Below are 18,240 nucleotides of genomic sequence, written 5' to 3'. Positions count from 1 at the left end.
TATAATTATATTGGGTGATTTATATATAAGATTAATAGGGAGAGGAATTCGATAGAATGGAAAAAGCTTTTAAAATTAAACGAGTAGTAGTCGTTTTAATAGCGATTGCAGCAGTAGCTATTGGGTATTTCATGTTTCAATCTATTACTTCACCAGCAAAGGCTGTTGCAAAACAAGAAAACGTAGTACAGCTTGCAAGTGAACAACCGAAAGTAGAAATGAATAAAACGGCACCAAGTCGTTTTAATGGAAAAGAAAGAAAAGTTGCTTATCTTACATTTGATGATGGCCCAGGGAAATATACGGCTGAATTGTTAAATATGTTAAAACAGCATGATGCGAAGGCGACGTTCTTTTTAATTGGAGCGAATGTAAAAGAATTTCCGGATTTAGTGAAACGTGAAAATGCAGAGGGTCATTATGTAGGTATGCATAGTATGACACATAATTTTGCGAAGTTATATAAAAATGGCGAGTATGTAAATGAAATGAAAGAAGATCAAAGCTTAATCGCAAATATTATTGGAAAATCACCTAAATTAACACGTCCACCATACGGTTCGATGCCTGGATTAAATGAAGGTCTTCGAAATAAAGTGGTAGAGGGCGGTTTTAAAGTATGGGATTGGACAATTGATTCATTAGATTGGAAATATAACAAAATGCAAGTTGATGCAGCGGCAGCACAAATTGCTCAAAACGTAATAACACATGCAACAAAACCACAGGAAGTTATTTTAATGCATGACATTCACCCACAATCAGTTGCTGCTGTGCCAGCAATTTTAAAAGGGTTAAAAGAAAAGGGTTATGAGTTTGAAGCTTATCATGAAGAGAGTCACTTCCCAGTGAATTTCTGGCATGATAACCGTATGTAATGGAGGAATGAACGTTGAAGTATGGAAAAGTAGCAGTAGTTGGAGCACTATCAGTAGGACTATTAACAGGTTGTTTCGGTGAAAAACCAGAAGAAAATCTATATACAGCTTTTGAAACAGCAGCGACACAAGAAAAATCATTAGTTGATGAAGCGAAGAAGTTAGAGAAATTAGAGAATGAAGGTCAAGAACTATATTCTCTAATTTTACAAGAAGGTAAAGATCATAATGACGCTGTTATGAAGAAGATAGAGCAAGCTACTGCAAATGTAGATGACCGTGAAAAAGTATTAAAAACTGAGAAAGAGATGCTAGAAAAAGCTCAGAAAGAAACAAAATCTGTTCAAGGAAATATAGAGAAGCTTGAAGATAAGAAGTTACAAAAACAAGCGAAAGCAGTAGAAGAGTCGTATAAAAAACGTTATGATGCATTCCAAAAAATGAATGAAAATTATACGAAGGCGTTAGCGACTGAAAAAGAACTGTATGAAAAATTAAAAGTAAAAGAAACGAAATTAAAAGAGATTGGTGAAAAAGTTAAGGCTGTTAATGAATTAACTGTGGAAGCACAAAAATTAAAAGATCAATTTAACAATTTTACAAAAGAGTATAATGACAGTAAATTAGCATTCTACAAAGATGCAGAGATTAAGATTAAAGATCAGAAATAAAGAAGAATCTTAAGCATAATAAAAAGCCGGAGAAACATCGTTACAAATGTTTTTTCGGCTTTTTACGTTAAATGAATAGAAAAGACTGGAATTGATATCATAAAAGAGTTATAGTGAATTATTCCAAGGGAAACATTGTAAAGTAAGGAGAATGGAAATATGTCATATGAATTTTTACTCAAATTAGGTTTAGCACTCTTTTTAGGATTATTCATCGGGATAGATAGGCAGCTAAAGAATAAACCGCTTGGTGTGAAAACAAGTATGGTTATTTCTGTAGCAAGTTGTTTAATTACGATGGTTTCAATTGAAGCCGTACATGTATATTCTGTTCCAGGGCATACAAATATGGATCCAATGCGTCTAGCTGCTCAAATTGTGAGTGGGATTGGTTTTCTTGGGGCAGGTGTTATTTTACGAAGAAGTAATGATGTTATTTCTGGATTAACGACAGCTTCTATGGTGTGGGCTGCTTCAGCTTTAGGTATAGCAATTGGGGCGGGCTTTTATTTACAAGCGACGGTTGCTATGATTTTAATTATTTTAGCAATTAACGTACTTCCACAACTTGTGAAAATTGCAGGTCCGTATTCATTAAGACAAAAGGATTTATCTATAAAAATTACTGTAAAAGAGCATCATGAGTTAGATGGTATATTTAAGCAAATTAAAAATTTAGGTATGCATGTGAAACGAGTGAAAATTAAAGATATAGATAGTGGAGCATTTCAGCAACTGGAAATGGTTATTTTAGCTCCAGAAGATTTATATACAACAGAGTTGTATAGTTCCCTGAAAGAGATTGATCGTGTTGTTTCAGTTGAAGTGGAAAGTAGATAATTGTGATAAAAAAGAGTGAATTTACTGCACTCTTTTTTTATTTAGATTTTTAAGGAAATAAATTGATATAATGATGAATAACAAGGGGGAGAAATGATGGAAATACATATTAGAAGAGCGATAAAAGATGATATACGAGGTATAGCAAAGGTGCATGTTGATAGCTGGAAAACAACGTATAAAGGGATATTTGCTGACGAATTTTTAGAAAATATAACATATGAGCAACGAGAAAAAAATGGGAAAATATTTTTCAACAAGAGGATAAATCCAAATATAGATTTGTAGCAGAGACGTCAGATGAAACAATAATCGGATTCATTGACGGGGGAGTGGAAAGAAGTGGTGCATATAATTGTGATGGGGAATTATATGCAATCTACCTTTTACAAGAGTATCAAGGAATGAAAATAGGACAAAAGTTATTTCAATCTCTATTATCAGAATGTATAAATAATGATATGCAATCATTTTTAGTATGGGTTGTTACAAATAATCCGTCTAAAAATTTTTATGAAAAATTTAATCCAGAAAAAATTGATACAAAATTTTTAGAGCGAGTACAGGTAGAAGAGACAGCGTATTGTTGGAGAGATTTGAATTTTTTATATAGCCATACAACTAATTATAAATAATATTATTATGTAAATTTATTATTTGAAAGAGGTATGCCAATTAAGGTATACCTCTTTTGTTTAACTATTTTGGCTGGATTTCTAATGAAAAAAAGTAAGTATGTAGTTTGAAATTGAGTATTTTTTTCCGTGTATTTTTAACTAGATTAAAGAAAAGAGAGAAAACAAGGAAAATTAAATTAGATAAAAAAATTCTGAAATATACTATTGAATTGAATATCGTTATCAATTAGAATCATAATTGATAACGATATTCAATTGTTGTTTATTATATAAAATTTCGATAGCTTTAATATAAAGAGGAGGAACAACATGCAGCTTGCGAAACAAATCGCAGAACATGCAACATTACAAAGTTTTTTAAACTGTTATTTAAGGGAAACAGGGAGTGGAGAATGGATTACAGAGGATGAAAAAATGAAAAGTATCTTCAGTAATACGTTGAATAGAGGTATAGTCCCCACATATTTATATTGTCGGCTATCGGCGCAAAACGTTACTTTGTATGGAGAAGTTATATATAAATCAGCAACAGATCGCCATTTGTTTGGAGTACAATTTTATTATCAAATGGGAGAAAATAAGAATGTTATAAAAGCAGATTACGTTACAGTTATTACATTCTTAATAAAAGAGATGTCTATTAACTACGGAGAAGGGACGAATCCTGCTGAACTTATGCTTCGAGTTATTCGTAGTTGTCAAAATATTGAAGAATTTACAAAGGAGAGAATAGAAGATACATCTGCATTATACGGTTTCCATACATCCTTTATAGAAGCGGAGCAATCTTTATTATTTGGACATTTAACTCATCCAACCCCAAAGAGTAGACAAGGTATTTTGGAATGGAAAAGCGCAATGTATTCTCCAGAATTAAAAGGAGAATGTCAGCTTCATTATTTTAGGGCACATAAAAATATAGTAAATGAAAAATCATTATTGTTAGATTCTACAACAGTAATTTTAAAAGAAGAGTTACGTAATGATGAGATGGTTTGTAAAGAATTTATATCGAAGTATTGTAATGAAGATGAATATTCATTACTTCCAATTCATCCGCTTCAGGCAGAATGGCTATTACACCAATCATACGTACAGGATTGGATAAATCAAGGAGTACTTGAATATATCGGTCCTGTCGGTAAGTGTTATATGGCAACATCATCACTTAGGACGTTATATCATCCCCAATCAAAATATATGCTTAAGTTTTCATTTCCAGTAAAAGTAACAAATTCAATGCGTATTAATAAATTGAAGGAACTAGAGAGTGGTCTTGAAGGAAAGAAAATGCTAAATACAGCAATTGGTGAAGTGTTAGAGAAGTTTCCAGGTTTTGATTTTATTTGTGATCCAGCATTTATTACATTAAATTACGGGGCAAAAGAATCTGGATTTGAAGTAATTATACGAGAGAATCCTTTTTATAGTGAACATGCAAATGACGCTACTTTAATTGCTGGATTAGTGCAAGATGCTATACCTGGGGAACGTACTCGTTTATCGAATATTATTCATCGACTAGCAGATTTAGAAGGTAGAAGCTGTGAAGAAGTAAGTTTAGATTGGTTTAGACGATATATGAATATTTCTTTAAAGCCGATGGTATGGATGTACTTACGTTATGGTGTTGCATTAGAAGCGCATCAGCAAAATAGCGTTGTTCAGCTAAAGGATGGTTATCCGGTCAAATATTATTTCCGTGATAATCAAGGGTTTTATTTCTGTAATTCAATGAAAGAGATGCTTAATAATGAGTTGGCGGGCATTGGAGAGCGTACTGGAAATTTATATGACGATTATATTGTAGATGAGAGATTTCGTTACTACTTAATTTTTAATCATATGTTTGGTCTCATTAACGGTTTTGGCACAGCAGGATTAATTAAGGAGGAATTTCTTCTCTCTGAATTAAGATCTGTACTTGAATCGTTCCTTCCGTATAACCGTGAACCTTCTACCTTTTTAAGAGAATTGTTAGAAGAGGATAAGTTGGCATGTAAAGCAAATTTATTAACGAGATTTTTCGATGTCGATGAGTTAAGTAATCCTTTAGAACAAGCAATTTACGTACAGGTACAGAATCCGCTCGTTAGAGAAGTGGCTGTTCGTTCATAAATAACGTTAAAATTTCACGTAATACAAATAATGGTGTTTTTTCGTAAGGCGGAGGGAGTTATGAGAGTGGACATGTATCATACGAGAATATTGAAAGCGCTTGAATCAGAAGATTACATTTCAGTACGAAGAAGAGTGTTACGTCAATTAGTAGAGTCGTTAATTTATGAGGGGATTATTACGCCAATTCGCATAGAAAATGAAGAACAAATTCTTTTTCTTATACAAGGACTTGATGAGGACAACAAAAGTGTCACGTACGAATGTTACGGAAGAGAACGAATGACATTTGGACGTATCTCTATAGATTCATTAGTAATAAGAGTTCAAGAGGGAAAACAAGAAATACACTCAGTCTCTCAATTTTTGGAAGAAGTTTTTCGGATTGTTAACGTAGAACAAACGAAATTAGATTCTTTTATTCATGAATTAGAACAAACGATATTTAAAGACACGATTGCACAATATGAAAGACATAATAAGGTGAAATATACTCAAAAATCGTACGATGACTTTGAGTGCCATTTAATAGACGGTCACCCATATCATCCTAGCTATAAAGCACGAATTGGGTTTCAATATCGTGACAATTTTCAATATGGATATGAATTTATGAGACCAATAAAAATTGTATGGATTGCAGCGCATAAGAAATATGCGGCTGTAGGTTATGAAAATGAAGTAATCTATGACAATATTTTAAAAGGTGAGATAGGCGAGCATAAATTAGAAGCATATATGGAACGAATTCACATTGCGGGATGCGATCCAAAGCAGTACGTGTTTATACCTGTTCATCCTTGGCAGTGGGAGAATTTCATCATTCCAAATTACGCTGACCATATACAGGATAAAAATATAATTTATTTAGGACAATCGGCGGATGATTATTGCGCGCAACAATCGATGAGGACGTTAAGAAATGTTACGAATCCAAAGAGACCATATGTAAAGTTATCGCTGAACATACTTAACACTTCAACACTCCGTACGCTGAAACCATATTCAGTTGTGAGTGCACCAGCTATATCGAATTGGTTAAGCGATGTCGTAAGTCAGGATTCTTATTTAAGGGATGAATCGCGCATTATTTTGCTAAAGGAATTTTCGAGTGTAACGTATGATACGAATAAGAAAGCCACATATGGTTCATTAGGATGCATTTGGCGTGAAAGCGTTCATAAATATTTAAATGAGAAAGAGGATGCGGTTCCCTTTAACGGCTTATATGCAAAAGAGAAAGACGGGACACCAGTTATTGATGCATGGTTAAACAAATATGGGATAGAAAATTGGCTACGATTACTGATTCAAAAAGCGATCATACCAGTTATACATCTTGTTGTAGAGCATGGAATCGCATTAGAATCACACGGACAAAATATGATTTTAGTTCATAAAGAAGGGCTACCTGTCCGTATTGCATTAAAGGATTTCCATGAAGGACTTGAGTTTTATCGTCCATTCTTAAAAGAAATGAATAAATGTCCAGACTTTACTAAAATGCATAAAACGTATGTGAATGGAAAAATGAATGATTTCTTTGAAATGAATCGTATTGAATGTTTACAAGAGATGGTATTAGATGCACTGTTCTTATTTAATGTAGGAGAATTAGCTTTCGTACTTGCAGACGAATATGATTGGAAAGAAGAAATTTTTTGGATGATAGTTGTCGAAGAAATTGAAAATCATTTTAGAAAATATCCATACTTGAAAGATAGATTTGAAAGTATTCAGCTATACACTCCTACATTCTATGCTGAGCAATTAACGAAGCGACGATTATATATGGATGTGGAATCGCTTGTTCATGAAGTTCCAAATCCATTGTATAGAGCAAGCCAACTTATGAAACAAAAATCAGTTGTTACAGGGGGAAATTATGCTAATCGTTAATAAACAAGAGTATAGCAAAAGTGATTTTGATTTGAGATTACAAGTTTATGAGGAAATGGAACAATTTCAAAAAGCAGCAGGAAATAGATTTGCGCTTTGTCTGAAAGATCCATTCGATATTATTACGCTTGTGTTTTTCTTAAAAGAAAAGAAATTATCAGTATTGCTTATACATGAAGATACGCCAAAAGAAACGGCTATTGAAATGGCAAAGCGTGCAAATTGTATCGGGATATTATATGGAGAATATAGCGATTTTACGAAATTAGAAGTAGTGAACGCTTTACTAGAAGAGCCTTCTTTATTGCAATATAGTTCTGGAACAACAGGAGAACCAAAACTGATTCGTAGAGCATGGGCGGAAGTGGATACAGAAATTACGGCTTATAATGAAGCTTTAAACTGTGAAGTAGATGAAGTGCCGATTGTTATGGCTCCTGTTTCACATTCATACGGACTAATATGTGGTACGTTATCTGCAATTACGCGGGGAAGCAAACCTATCATCATTACGAATAAAAATCCTAAATTCGCCTTAAATATAGTTCGCAATACAGAAAAACATATCATATATGCAGTACCACTTATGTTACATATTATGGGGAGTTTCCCGCAAGGAACATTTCAGTTTCATAAAATTATGACATCCGGAGCGCCTTTGCCAGAAGCATTGTTTTATAAACTAAAAGAAACGACAACATATATGATGCAGCAATACGGTTGTTCTGAAGCAGGTTGTATTAGTATATGTCATGATATGAAAAGCCATTTAGATTTAGGAAATCCACTACCTCATGCGAGTATAAGCATAGGTTCAGATGAAAATATGCCTGAAGAAATCGTAGTGAAAATGAACGATAAGGAAATTTTTACGAAAGATTTGGGGTATAAATCTGAGCGCGGCCTTCATTTTATGGGGCGCATGGATGATGTGATTAACGTTTCAGGATTAAAAGTCTTTCCTATAGAGGTAGAAGAAACGATGCTTCGACTAGAAGGTGTTCAAGAGGCAATTGTATATCGAGGGAAACATCCTGTGATGGGCGAAATAGTTAAAGCGAAAGTAATCTCTCATATTGAGCCGGTTCGAATAAGAGAATGGTGTATACAGCATTTACCAGCTTATAAAGTTCCACATGAGATTGAAAGTGTAACTGAAATTCCGAAAAATAAAACTGGAAAAGTAAGTAGAAAGTTACTAGAGATGGGAGAGGTTACAACATGAGACGTGAAACATTAAAAAATGAAGTATTGAAAATTATGAAAGAAAAAATGGAACTAAAAAATGTAACGCATTTAGAAGAAACGATGCGTTTAAACCAAGATTTATATATAGATTCGGTAATGATGTTACAACTCATAGTTTACATAGAAATGGATGTAAAGCTATGCGTTCCAGAGGATGAGGTAGATCCAAAAGCATTTCTTACTGTAGGATCTTTACTTGATTTTATGGAGGAGCTACAGCCGGTATAAGAAGTAAATGTGAATAATTAACTTTTAGGAAAGTGGATGAGAATATGACTTCAATTAAAGTTCACTGTTTAGTGAGTTGTTTTTGCGAAATTATAAAAAGGCGTAGCGATATAGATTTTCGTCCCTTTTATTTTGGACTATGGGACGGCGATTTTGATATAACAGAAGGCGGAATTATATCGTATCACTCCGAAAATATTAACCACGATAATTATTTATTATGGTATGAAAAATTGTATGGCATGAAAGTGAACGAATGGTATGATCATGCAAAAGATAAGGATAGCAATGTAGAAACGTTTTTACAATTAGTAGAAAACAAGCCAGAGAATCGCTATGTCATTGTAATGGTAGATATGTCTCTATTACCAGAGAGGGAAAATAAATTCCATCAAAAACCGTTTCCGCATTATTTGATGATATCAAAGACGGAGAAAGAAGAAGAATGGTTCATGCTAGATCCTGATTTTCGCTGGGAAGGGAATATGGAAAGAGAAAAAGTGCTCCACTCTGTTCAAGATAACCCATTTGGTGGAGGGTATTTCATTGATATAGAAGAAATTCAGGAGCCAACAGAAGAAATGGTAGCAAGTTATTTCATAGAAACTTTCAAAAGAACTGACAATGAACTGACTATGGAGCTGAAAAATTTAATTATAAAAATGGCAAATGAAGAAGATGGGTATTCGCTTTCTGGTCTTGTACCGGCAGTCAAACAAATACCAGTACTTGCGATTCGTAAATATAGTTATGAACATGCCTTTGCATACTTCCGTGAAACGTTGCAATATTCGGAGCAAGAGTTTGATTATTGGTGTGATCGAGTAGAGGATATTGTACAAGGATTTACAAATGTACAGTATCGAGCAATTAAAATGGCAATGACGAATAATACAGGCATGTTATTATCAATTGTTGAAAAGTTGGATGAAATGAATGCAATTGAACTGCAAATTAAGGCTGAATTAGAGAGACAGTTTTTATTATGGAAAGAAATGAAAACAAACGAGTCTGTCTTAGTATTATAAAAGCTAACTGAATTTAAGATAAGGGAGTTCAAACCTATGAAATATTCATTATGTACTATTTCCTTTCGTCATCAATTAATTTCATTTACTGATATTGTTCAATTTGCATATGAAAACGGTTTTGAAGGAATTGAATTGTGGGGGACTCATGCACAAAATTTGTATATGCAAGAGTATGAAACGACAGAACGAGAATTGAATTGTTTAAAGGATAAAAACTTGGAAATTACGATGATAAGTGATTACTTAGACATATCATTATCAGCAGATTTTGAAAAAACGATAGAGAAATGTGAACAACTTGCAATATTAGCTAATTGGTTTAAAACAAACAAAATTCGTACGTTTGCTGGACAAAAAGGTAGCGAAGATTTCTCGGGACAAGAGAGAAAAGAGTATGTGAATCGTATTCGCATGATTTGTGAAGTATTTGCTCAGCATAATATGTATGTACTTTTAGAAACACATCCAAATACGTTAACGGATATGCTGCCTTCTACTTTGGAATTATTAGGAGAAGTAGATCATCCGAATTTGAAAATAAACCTTGATTTTCTTCATATATGGGAGTCTGGTGCAGATCCAATAGACAGCTTCCATCGACTAAAGCCGTGGATACAACATTACCATTTTAAGAATATATCGTCAGCAGATTATTTGCATGTGTTTGAACCAAATAATGTATATGCAGCAGCGGGAAGTCGAATTGGTATGGTTCCATTATTTGAAGGTGTGGTAAATTATGATGAGATTATTCAGGAAGTGAGAGATACTGACCATTTTGCTTCACTCGAATGGTTTGGACATCATGCGAAAGATATATTAAAAGAAGAAATGAAAGTATTAACAAATAGAAATTTAGAAGTAGTAACTTCTTAATATAAAATGATGTAAGAGTCTCTCATTGTAGAGACTCTTTTTAAAAAAATATAAATAACCAAAAATTACCATGTATTTAAATTAAAATTTAACACAATTTATATATAAATAAGGAGGTGATTGGTAATGGCTAGAAATCGTAATTCTAATCAATTAGCATCACATGGAGCACAAGCAGCTTTAGATCAAATGAAATATGAAATTGCACAAGAATTTGGTGTACAACTTGGAGCTGACACTTCTTCACGTGCAAACGGTTCTGTAGGCGGTGAAATTACAAAACGTCTAGTAGCGATGGCAGAACAACAACTTGGTGGCGGATATACTCGCTAATTGTAAAAGGTTATAGGAGAAAGGAAGGATTCTTCCTTTCTTTTTTTTTCAATTAATTGGTATGAATATATTGCGAACTGGATTCAAAGAATAGGAATAATACTATATTTTCCCCAATTTCTTTTGTTGTAAATGGGAAGTAGTAAAGATGTAATAGCCCTGGTGGAATGAAAAATTAAGTTCCAGCAGGGCTATTATATGGTCAGAAATATACGATGAAAGGGTTCCGAAGCCAACATGTTAAAAAAAGAAAACTGTTGTTTAATTGCGCTTGCATCAGTTCCACTTGTTATGACATTAGGGAATTCAATGCTCATTCCAATCCTACCGACTATCGAAAAGAAATTACATATTTCATCGTTTCAAGTATCCATGATTATTACAATTTACTCTATTGTAGCCATTTTACTTATACCGATTGCTGGTTATTTATCAGATAGATGGGGACGAAAAATGATAATGGTTCCGAGTTTGCTGATTGCGGCTATAGGAGGAGCGATAACTGGTTGGGTATCATGGAAAGTTGATAATCCCTACACTTGGATATTGATCGGTAGAGCGATTCAAGGTATTGGTGCTGCTGGTGCAATGCCAGTTGTTATACCGTGTGTTGGTGATTTATACAAAGATGAAAAACAAGTTAGTACAGGTTTAGGAATCATTGAAACATCCAATACATTTGGAAAAGTGCTGAGCCCTATTTTAGGATCTGCTCTTGCTGCCATTGTATGGTTCTTACCATTTTGGGCAATTCCAGTTTTATGCATAGTATCAATTGTTTTATTACTTGTTCTAGTAAAGGCAAAGAAACAAGAAGGAGAAGTGCCACCACTTAAAGAGTTTATAAAATCTATTATCTCTACGTTTCGAGAAAAGGGAAGATGGTTAATTGCCATTTTTGTATTAGGTGCAATTATTATGCTTATTTTATTCGGAATTCTCTTTTATTTGTCGACGATACTGGAATCAAAGTATGACATACATGGTATATGGAAAGGGTGTGTACTTGCTATCCCGCTACTTGTACTGTCACTTAGTTCATATATGGCCGGTAAAAAAATTGGAGATAATCAAAATGTTATGAAGAAGTGTATTTATATTGGTTTTTTAATGGCAGCTGCATCAGTCATCATTCCTTTATTTATAAAAGGGATTTATTTACTACTTCTTTGTCTCATTATCATGGGGATAGGAATTGGTATGGCACTCCCATGTTTAGACTCCCTAATTACACAAGGAATTGAAAAGGAGCAAAGGGGAACGGTTACATCTTTTTATAGTTCAATGCGATTTATCGGTGTAGCAGCTGGCCCGCCTCTATATTCTTTTTTCATGAAAGGTGCTGACCATGAAGTGTTTTATGTAACAAGTATTTTCGCTGGTATTGGTGCTGTTATAGCAATGATTTGGATTAAACCAGCAAAAGATGCAAAGAACGTAAAACAGAAATCGGAACCTACTTCATAATTTGAAAGAGAATTGCATGATGCTTTAGATAACATGCAATTCTCTTTCGTTCATTAAGAATACATAACTTGTTTTAACATATAAAGCGCGACGCCCCAAATGATGAGACCCGAAAACTTATTTAATAATACGATTGTCTTTCCAGTTGAGTCTATTCTTTTTAGAAATTTCCCCGCTAAGGCTAAGCTTATAAACCAAATCCAAGAAACGATAATAGTTGCAAGTGTGAAAGCCCATTTTTCACTTCCTATGTATTGAATAGAATTTGTTCCGATTACACCGATTGTATCTAAAATTGCATGTGGATTTAATAACGAAACCGATGCAGCGAAAAGGATTTGCTTTTTTAATGGCATACTGTTTTCTTTTTTTATATCGTTGGAAGGGTTACTTCTCCAAATAACAAAGCCCATATATAGGAGAAAGAAAAATCCAATTATATATAACGTGTTAGTTAGCCAAGAAAAAGTAAGGAGTATAAGGGAGACACCCTGCACTGCAATCAATATGAGTAACGTATCACATATAGAGGCAGTTAATACTACAGGGGCTGCCCTCCAAATGTTTGGTTGGCTCGCACCTTGGTTAAAGACGAAAACATTTTGGACACCTAATGGAATGATAAGACCAAATGCAAGAATGATACCATGAATAATTGCTTCACTCATCATATTACCTCCTATTTTAATTCAGTATGATAGTGTATATTGTATAGAAGAAATGAAAATTTGTATCCATCCATATGGTTGGAGAGGTTACCAACCAAAAAGAATATAAGGTGATATGATGGAAAGCTTTGTTTGGAAACCGAATATGTCTCTAGCGACTCCTCTGTATAAACAAATAGAAACGTATATAAAAGAAAGAATCGTTAATGGAGAATGGACTGTTGGAACGAAATTGCCTTCACAAAGAGATTTGGCACATATATTCGGTGTGAACCGGAGTACAATTGTAATGGCTTTCGATGAACTAGTGGCAAAGGGATACATTGAAGGGAATGGCAGGAAAGGAACAATTGTTGTAAATAATAATGAGAATGCTTCAACGTACGCGCCCCCGCCTAATTGGCAGTCTTATGTAGAAACAGGACTTCATTATCCGAATCTGCCTGCTATTCAAGAGATTAATCAAGCTGAATTTTATCCGCATGTAATTCGTTTAGGAACAGGTGAGCTCGCGCCAAGTCTTTTACCTGAAAAAAAGATGAAAGATATTATGAATAAGATTTTAAAGTCGAGTATGATACTTGGGTATGAAGAACCGAAAGGGAATTTCTATTTAAGGAAGAAAATTGCGGACTATTTAAAAGGACATGGTATAGATGTAACTCCTGATTCTATATTAATTGTTTCAGGAGCGATTCAAGCGTTGCAACTTATTTCTATGGGGCTTCTTCAAAAAGGGGCATCCATCTTATTAGAAAAACCATCTTATTTATATTCTCTTAATGTTTTTCAATCAGCAGGAATGCGTTTAATTGGTATACCAATGGATGAGAACGGTTTACATGCATCATATATTACGAAATATAAGAAGCAATTTAATGCATCTATTTTATATACAATCCCGTCTTTTCATAATCCGACGAACTTTAGTATGAATGCGAAGAAACGAATAGAAGTGATGGAAATATGTAACGAAATTGGTTTGCCTATTATAGAAGACGCGGTGTACCAAGACTTATGGTTTGATGAGCCTGTTTCAAAGCCTTTAAAAGCATATGATAAAAACGGAATTGTACTACATATTGGGAGTATGTCTAAAGTTATTAGTCCAGGGTTAAGAATTGGATGGATTGTTGGATCTGAGCCAGTCATTCAAAGATTGGCAGACATAAAAATGCAAACAGATTATGGTTCAAGTTCTATATCCCAGCAAATTGCAGCGGAATGGTTTGCAGATGGATTGTATGATGAACATTTACAGTTTGTAAGAACTAAGTTGAAAAAACGTAGAGATTTTATGTTGCAAATGTTAGAGAAATATTGTCGTGATATAGCAACATGGTATGAACCGACAGGTGGTTTTTATATTTGGTTACATATGAATGTACCCGTTTCGAACCGTAGCTTATTCGACAAAGCTTTGAAAGAAAAGATTTTATTAAATCCAGGTACTTTGTATGATAGAAGTGCAAACCAATTTTTGCGTCTATCCTATTCATACGCAACGTTAGAAGAAATTGAAATAGGTATCAAAAAACTTGCACAACTAATGAAAAAGTAAGAGGAGAAAATAATGAAACAATACGTAATTTGCCAAATTATCAATGGAGAAAAATATTTAGCTGCTTATGCGGAGTCGAAGCAGGATGCAATTGAAAAAGCAGAATTGTTAGGATTACGAACGGGAAATCGATACACAGTTATTACTGCGGAAGAAGCTGAAGGGTTAACGTATCCTTAAGCAACGAATAATAATGATGCAGCAGGAAGTAAATAAGCCTCGTAATCTATGATATTACTAGGCTTATTTTTTTTGAAAGCGTTACGTGTTCTCGTATGAAAAATAATAGTATTATGAGTCAAGTTGACGGAAATACCGATTTGTTTTTCGGTCCTGATTTCCGTTTCTATAGTCATCGATATATTGTCTGAAGTTCCAAGATTGTAAAAACTTATTTGCGGCGTTATAACCAGAATTGTAAAGCCACTCTTTTTCTTCCTTTGTTAACTCAAAGTTTGTACTTGTAATGGATCCTGTTGGAATTGTAATCGTTCTTGCTTTTGATTCCTTATCTAAATGACGTAAATCATGGGCTTGCATCATTGTTTTAAAAAGTCCTTTGAACATGGAAATAGGCTCATTGTAGTGGGCAGGATCAGCTTGAATCTCATCTTTTACGAAATGAAATCCAAATGTTGGCCAGCGAGGAGAGGAAGGTGAGTCGAAAATCCAAATTGGGTAATTGCTTAAAATCCCTCCATCAACCATATAACAAGGTTGCTTCCATTTAGGGGTTCTCCATTTTACCGGTTCAAAGAAGAAGGGGATTGTACTACTCATTCTTACAGCTTTAGCAATAGAGAAGCGATAATTTAAAAATCCGTAGTTTGGTAAGTCATCAGGAAAGATAACCATTTTACCATTACTTATATCAGAAGCGATAATTTTAAGCTTATTTAAATCAGGTAAATCTGTAAATAAGTGAACTCCTTTTTTGCGAAGTAATTCTTCAATCCATTCTTCTATAAATATATTGGAGTAAATACCAAGAGTAGTCCATGCACTTAATCCTTTTCCGATAAAGGGGATTCTGTCAATAAAGGTTCTCTTCGTAAATTTATTATAATCGATATCAGTTATAATCGTTTTTAACTCTGAACAAGAATATCCTGCTGCTAGGAGCGCAGCGATAATGGAACCAGCTGATGTTCCAGCTACACGCTCCCATTCATAGCCTTTTTCAGCTAACGCGCAAATTGCCCCTACATGTGCAATCCCGCGTACACCGCCTCCTTCAAAAACACCATCAATCTTCATCAATCATACTTCCTTTCGAATAAAAGATTTGAAAATGGAAAAAAAGCACGTATTGTACGTGCTTTTTTACAATAGTTTTTAAATTTACTAGCAGCCTACAAAGCCGCCCCAACAGCTAGCTCCGATGATGATTAGAAGGATAAATAAAACGATTAATAAAGCGAAACCTCCATAACCACATCCACCACAACTACCGCCGTAACCGTAACCGCCGCAACTATATCCGTAACCCATGTGGAATTCCTCCTTAAATTAAAAATAAAAATGAACGAGGGGAAAATGTACTGGAAGAAATAATGAACTATCGTGTTTGTAGGAACAATGTATACTATGCTTTTTTTAACTTGTTCGCGTATGAAGGAAGAGCCCGTTTTTTTGGAGGCTTGTTGTTTTTACAAAGAATGGAGTATAATTTTTGTGCGATGATATAAATATGTAAATGTAAGGAGAATTTATGAATAAACAAATTGAAGTATTAATTGATAAATATGGGCTGACACATTTAAAAGAAGAACTTATTAATACTGTATTTCCTAGTGTGAAAGTTGTGCCAAAGCAGGAGGAAACAGTTGCGGTAGGTAGTTCGAAAATGGGAGGAGTTCCTGATTTACCATCTGCATTTGAATACCCAATGTACAAAGGAAACCCGTTACAGTTTATCGCTCAATTTAATTTAAATGATTTACAAAATGTTGGTATGGAGCACAATCTTCCTAAGACAGGGATGTTATATTTCTTTAGCATTGAAAATTACTTTGAAGAAGATGTGAATCCAACTGAAGCGGGGCGTGTACTTTATTATGATGTTACTGTAGAGCAATTACAAAGGGCCGATGAATTGCAAACAAATTATAACCAGTGTGTAACTACTTTTGAACTGACATATAAATTGCCAGAGCTTTTCATTGAAGATGAGGCTGATTCAGATCGTTTCTTACAATTGCTTGAAGAACTAATCCCAGACAACTATGATAACCATCAAATGTTTGGTGAGCCATTTTCTGTACAAGAGGAAGTATTATATGAGACAGGAGAATATATGGGGATAGACCCGCAGCAAATGACGCTTTTATTCCAAATCGATTCAGATACTAAAAATTGTAATATGATGTGGGGAGATTTAGGAATGCTTTATTTCTGTATTGGAAATGAAGACTTGAAAAATCGACGTTTTGAAAATACATGTTGTGTATTACAAACTTGTTAATGAAAAAGGTTGTTCTTGTAAAAAGAACAACCTTTTTACAATGTTAAATATGCATAATCTCATATGACCTATACGAAAAAGTATTGTATACTCTGAAACTATACGATACTTTTTCGTATAGTTATAGAATATAAGGAGTGACATGATGGGAAAGACAAGTAAGTATGTGACAGCTGCCGCACTTTGTTCAACTATAGTAATGGGAGGCTTACAGGCGTCATCTGTATCTTATGCAGCTACGAATTCAACTGTAGCGACATCACAATCAGATGCAAAGTTGTTAAATGATTTTAGAAAAGAATTAAAAAAACAGGTTGATAATCGAGAAGAAAATATTACAATCACATATAAATCAAAAGATAGAAATGCTAGAAATGTTATGGACCAATTGTATGGCGAGTTTAATAAAATTGTAGATGCAGATGAGTATGTAAAATATAATGTAGCGTCTACTAAATATTCTATTAAAGGGTTACCAGGAAACTATACGTTTACACTGCAAGTTAAGTACCGTGAATCAAAAGAGCAAACACAATATGTGAAATCTCAGGCAAAAGCAATTATCGGTTCAATTGTAAAACCTGGAATGGATGAGCATGAGAAAGTAAAAGCGATTCATGATTATGTTGTGAAACATGTATCTTATGATACGTCTTATAAAGCGTATACAGCATATGAAGCATTAGCGAATCGTTCTGCCGTTTGCCAAGGCTATACGTTATTAACGTATGAGTTGTTAAAAGAAGCAGGTATTCAAAATCATATTGTAACAGGCACTGGGAATGGACAAGCTCATGCATGGAATTTAGTAAACATTGAAAATAAATGGTACCACATTGATACGACATTCGATGATCCAGTACCAGATAAAGCTGGGCGTGTAACATATTCATATTTTAATATGTCTGACGAGCAATTAAGTAAAGATCATGAATGGGATCGTAGTAAATATCCGGCGGCAACTGCAAGTTACTTTAATGAATTAACAAACAAAATAAAAACGGGTAGTTCAAAGACTGCTGCGTATGAACAAATGTTAAAAGAAACAAATTTAAAATATTTGTCTGCACAATACGGGGCAGATAATTATAGTGAATTTAAGAAAAAATTACAGCAACAATTCGCTTCTAAGCCAGAAAAGGTAGAAGTACGATATAAGCAATCTATGGATGGAACAATGCAAGATATAAAGAAAGTGTTAAATGAAATAAATTGGCCAAAAGGTGCAAAACGTGTATCTTATGAAGTAGCACCATATAGTGCGATGGCAGATTATTCATTAGCGACAATTACATTTACGTATTAATTAATGAAGAAGAG

18 protein-coding genes and 1 pseudogene are annotated in these 18,240 nt (G+C 34.0%); 16 read left to right on the top strand and 3 right to left on the bottom strand.

Annotated elements, in window-relative coordinates:
* Positions 1-56: 56 nt before the first annotated feature.
* The 12 genes and pseudogenes from FS802_RS04270 (at position 57) to bcbE (ending at position 12,227) form a co-directional block, all read left to right on the top strand.
* Positions 57-878 carry a peptidoglycan-N-acetylglucosamine deacetylase gene (locus FS802_RS04270; protein WP_000409390.1) on the top strand — a complete coding sequence of 274 codons (822 nt, stop codon included), beginning with the start codon at positions 57-59 and terminating at the stop codon, positions 876-878.
* Positions 879-892: 14 nt separating this feature from the next.
* On the top strand, positions 893-1,549 hold the full coding sequence (locus FS802_RS04265; protein ID WP_144524876.1) for a YkyA family protein: 657 nt from the start codon (positions 893-895) through the stop codon (positions 1,547-1,549).
* 159 nt (positions 1,550-1,708) lie between these two features.
* Positions 1,709-2,389, top strand: coding sequence for an MgtC/SapB family protein (locus tag FS802_RS04260; RefSeq protein WP_000119503.1), 681 nt, complete (start codon positions 1,709-1,711; stop codon positions 2,387-2,389).
* 96 nt (positions 2,390-2,485) lie between these two features.
* Positions 2,486-3,024: pseudogene (locus FS802_RS04255) on the top strand (GNAT family N-acetyltransferase).
* Positions 3,025-3,336: 312 nt separating this feature from the next.
* Entirely contained in the window at positions 3,337-5,145 is a 1,809-nt protein-coding gene (locus tag FS802_RS04250) for an IucA/IucC family protein (RefSeq protein ID WP_098653775.1), read from the top strand.
* A 60-nt stretch (positions 5,146-5,205) separates the two neighbouring features.
* Positions 5,206-7,044, top strand: coding sequence for an IucA/IucC family protein (locus tag FS802_RS04245; RefSeq protein ID WP_002203456.1), 1,839 nt, complete (start codon positions 5,206-5,208; stop codon positions 7,042-7,044).
* Positions 7,031-8,269, top strand: a complete 1,239-nt coding sequence (gene asbC / locus FS802_RS04240) for a 3,4-dihydroxybenzoic acid-AMP ligase AsbC (protein ID WP_098653774.1) — start codon at positions 7,031-7,033, stop codon at positions 8,267-8,269. Before FS802_RS04245 ends, asbC begins: the two co-directional genes overlap by 14 nt.
* Complete coding sequence (gene asbD, locus FS802_RS04235; protein WP_001250755.1) at positions 8,266-8,520, top strand: petrobactin biosynthesis protein AsbD; 255 nt, start codon at positions 8,266-8,268, stop codon at positions 8,518-8,520. Before asbC ends, asbD begins: the two co-directional genes overlap by 4 nt.
* A 44-nt stretch (positions 8,521-8,564) precedes the next feature.
* A complete protein-coding gene (gene asbE, locus FS802_RS04230; protein ID WP_098653773.1) occupies positions 8,565-9,548 on the top strand; it encodes a petrobactin biosynthesis protein AsbE in 984 nt (327 codons plus the stop codon).
* A gap of 36 nt (positions 9,549-9,584) precedes the next feature.
* Positions 9,585-10,427, top strand: a complete 843-nt coding sequence (asbF, locus tag FS802_RS04225) for a petrobactin biosynthesis 3-dehydroshikimate dehydratase AsbF (protein WP_098707364.1) — start codon at positions 9,585-9,587, stop codon at positions 10,425-10,427.
* Positions 10,428-10,553: 126 nt separating this feature from the next.
* On the top strand, positions 10,554-10,760 hold the full coding sequence (locus FS802_RS04220) for an alpha/beta-type small acid-soluble spore protein (protein WP_000113545.1): 207 nt from the start codon (positions 10,554-10,556) through the stop codon (positions 10,758-10,760).
* A gap of 237 nt (positions 10,761-10,997) precedes the next feature.
* Positions 10,998-12,227 (top strand): bacillibactin exporter BcbE, encoded by a 1,230-nt coding sequence (bcbE, locus tag FS802_RS04215; RefSeq protein ID WP_098653771.1) that lies wholly within the window; start codon positions 10,998-11,000, stop codon positions 12,225-12,227.
* A 53-nt stretch (positions 12,228-12,280) separates the two neighbouring features.
* Here bcbE and FS802_RS04210 read toward each other — a convergent pair whose 3' ends face one another.
* Entirely contained in the window at positions 12,281-12,895 is a 615-nt protein-coding gene (locus tag FS802_RS04210; RefSeq protein WP_001287293.1) for a LysE/ArgO family amino acid transporter, read from the bottom strand.
* 118 nt (positions 12,896-13,013) lie between these two features.
* On the opposite strand from FS802_RS04210, the gene FS802_RS04205 reads away from it, so the two are divergent.
* Positions 13,014-14,456 carry an aminotransferase-like domain-containing protein gene (locus FS802_RS04205; protein ID WP_098653770.1) on the top strand — a complete coding sequence of 481 codons (1,443 nt, stop codon included), beginning with the start codon at positions 13,014-13,016 and terminating at the stop codon, positions 14,454-14,456.
* Between the two features lie 12 nt (positions 14,457-14,468).
* Positions 14,469-14,636, top strand: coding sequence for a DUF3933 family protein (locus FS802_RS04200; RefSeq protein ID WP_000816376.1), 168 nt, complete (start codon positions 14,469-14,471; stop codon positions 14,634-14,636).
* 111 nt (positions 14,637-14,747) lie between these two features.
* On the opposite strand, the gene FS802_RS04195 is transcribed toward FS802_RS04200, so the two are convergent.
* On the bottom strand, positions 14,748-15,713 hold the full coding sequence (locus FS802_RS04195) for a patatin-like phospholipase family protein (RefSeq protein ID WP_000686805.1): 966 nt from the start codon (positions 15,711-15,713) through the stop codon (positions 14,748-14,750).
* An 87-nt stretch (positions 15,714-15,800) separates the two neighbouring features.
* Entirely contained in the window at positions 15,801-15,947 is a 147-nt protein-coding gene (locus FS802_RS04190; protein ID WP_000540425.1) for a YjcZ family sporulation protein, read from the bottom strand.
* 220 nt (positions 15,948-16,167) lie between these two features.
* Between FS802_RS04190 and FS802_RS04185 the strand changes: the two genes are divergently transcribed.
* Positions 16,168-16,920 carry a YwqG family protein gene (locus tag FS802_RS04185; protein WP_098707365.1) on the top strand — a complete coding sequence of 251 codons (753 nt, stop codon included), beginning with the start codon at positions 16,168-16,170 and terminating at the stop codon, positions 16,918-16,920.
* 145 nt (positions 16,921-17,065) lie between these two features.
* Positions 17,066-18,226 carry a transglutaminase domain-containing protein gene (locus FS802_RS04180; RefSeq protein WP_000520869.1) on the top strand — a complete coding sequence of 387 codons (1,161 nt, stop codon included), beginning with the start codon at positions 17,066-17,068 and terminating at the stop codon, positions 18,224-18,226.
* Positions 18,227-18,240: the final 14 nt, after the last annotated feature.

It is taken from the genome of Bacillus sp. DE0042, assembly GCF_007680225.1.
Lineage (GTDB): Bacteria > Bacillota > Bacilli > Bacillales > Bacillaceae_G > Bacillus_A > Bacillus_A wiedmannii.
Note: the sequence above shows the minus strand (reverse complement) of the source record. Positions and strands in the feature narration are given on the sequence as shown.

What these genes read in the sequence shown, in the direction of transcription:
- FS802_RS04220 (WP_000113545.1), top strand. Translation starts at nt 10,554, where the DNA reads ATGGCTAGAAATCGTAATTCTAATCAATTAGCATCACATGGAGCACAA.
- FS802_RS04260 (WP_000119503.1), top strand. Translation starts at nt 1,709, where the DNA reads ATGTCATATGAATTTTTACTCAAATTAGGTTTAGCACTCTTTTTAGGA.
- FS802_RS04270 (WP_000409390.1), top strand. Translation starts at nt 57, where the DNA reads ATGGAAAAAGCTTTTAAAATTAAACGAGTAGTAGTCGTTTTAATAGCG.
- FS802_RS04180 (WP_000520869.1), top strand. Translation starts at nt 17,066, where the DNA reads ATGGGAAAGACAAGTAAGTATGTGACAGCTGCCGCACTTTGTTCAACT.
- FS802_RS04245 (WP_002203456.1), top strand. Translation starts at nt 5,206, where the DNA reads ATGAGAGTGGACATGTATCATACGAGAATATTGAAAGCGCTTGAATCA.
- FS802_RS04205 (WP_098653770.1), top strand. Translation starts at nt 13,014, where the DNA reads ATGGAAAGCTTTGTTTGGAAACCGAATATGTCTCTAGCGACTCCTCTG.
- asbD (WP_001250755.1), top strand. Translation starts at nt 8,266, where the DNA reads ATGAGACGTGAAACATTAAAAAATGAAGTATTGAAAATTATGAAAGAA.
- asbC (WP_098653774.1), top strand. Translation starts at nt 7,031, where the DNA reads ATGCTAATCGTTAATAAACAAGAGTATAGCAAAAGTGATTTTGATTTG.
- FS802_RS04190 (WP_000540425.1), bottom strand. Translation starts at nt 15,947, where the DNA reads ATGGGTTACGGATATAGTTGCGGCGGTTACGGTTACGGCGGTAGTTGT.
- FS802_RS04250 (WP_098653775.1), top strand. Translation starts at nt 3,337, where the DNA reads ATGCAGCTTGCGAAACAAATCGCAGAACATGCAACATTACAAAGTTTT.
- FS802_RS04185 (WP_098707365.1), top strand. Translation starts at nt 16,168, where the DNA reads ATGAATAAACAAATTGAAGTATTAATTGATAAATATGGGCTGACACAT.
- bcbE (WP_098653771.1), top strand. Translation starts at nt 10,998, where the DNA reads ATGTTAAAAAAAGAAAACTGTTGTTTAATTGCGCTTGCATCAGTTCCA.
- asbE (WP_098653773.1), top strand. Translation starts at nt 8,565, where the DNA reads ATGACTTCAATTAAAGTTCACTGTTTAGTGAGTTGTTTTTGCGAAATT.
- FS802_RS04200 (WP_000816376.1), top strand. Translation starts at nt 14,469, where the DNA reads ATGAAACAATACGTAATTTGCCAAATTATCAATGGAGAAAAATATTTA.
- FS802_RS04195 (WP_000686805.1), bottom strand. Translation starts at nt 15,713, where the DNA reads ATGAAGATTGATGGTGTTTTTGAAGGAGGCGGTGTACGCGGGATTGCA.
- FS802_RS04210 (WP_001287293.1), bottom strand. Translation starts at nt 12,895, where the DNA reads ATGAGTGAAGCAATTATTCATGGTATCATTCTTGCATTTGGTCTTATC.
- asbF (WP_098707364.1), top strand. Translation starts at nt 9,585, where the DNA reads ATGAAATATTCATTATGTACTATTTCCTTTCGTCATCAATTAATTTCA.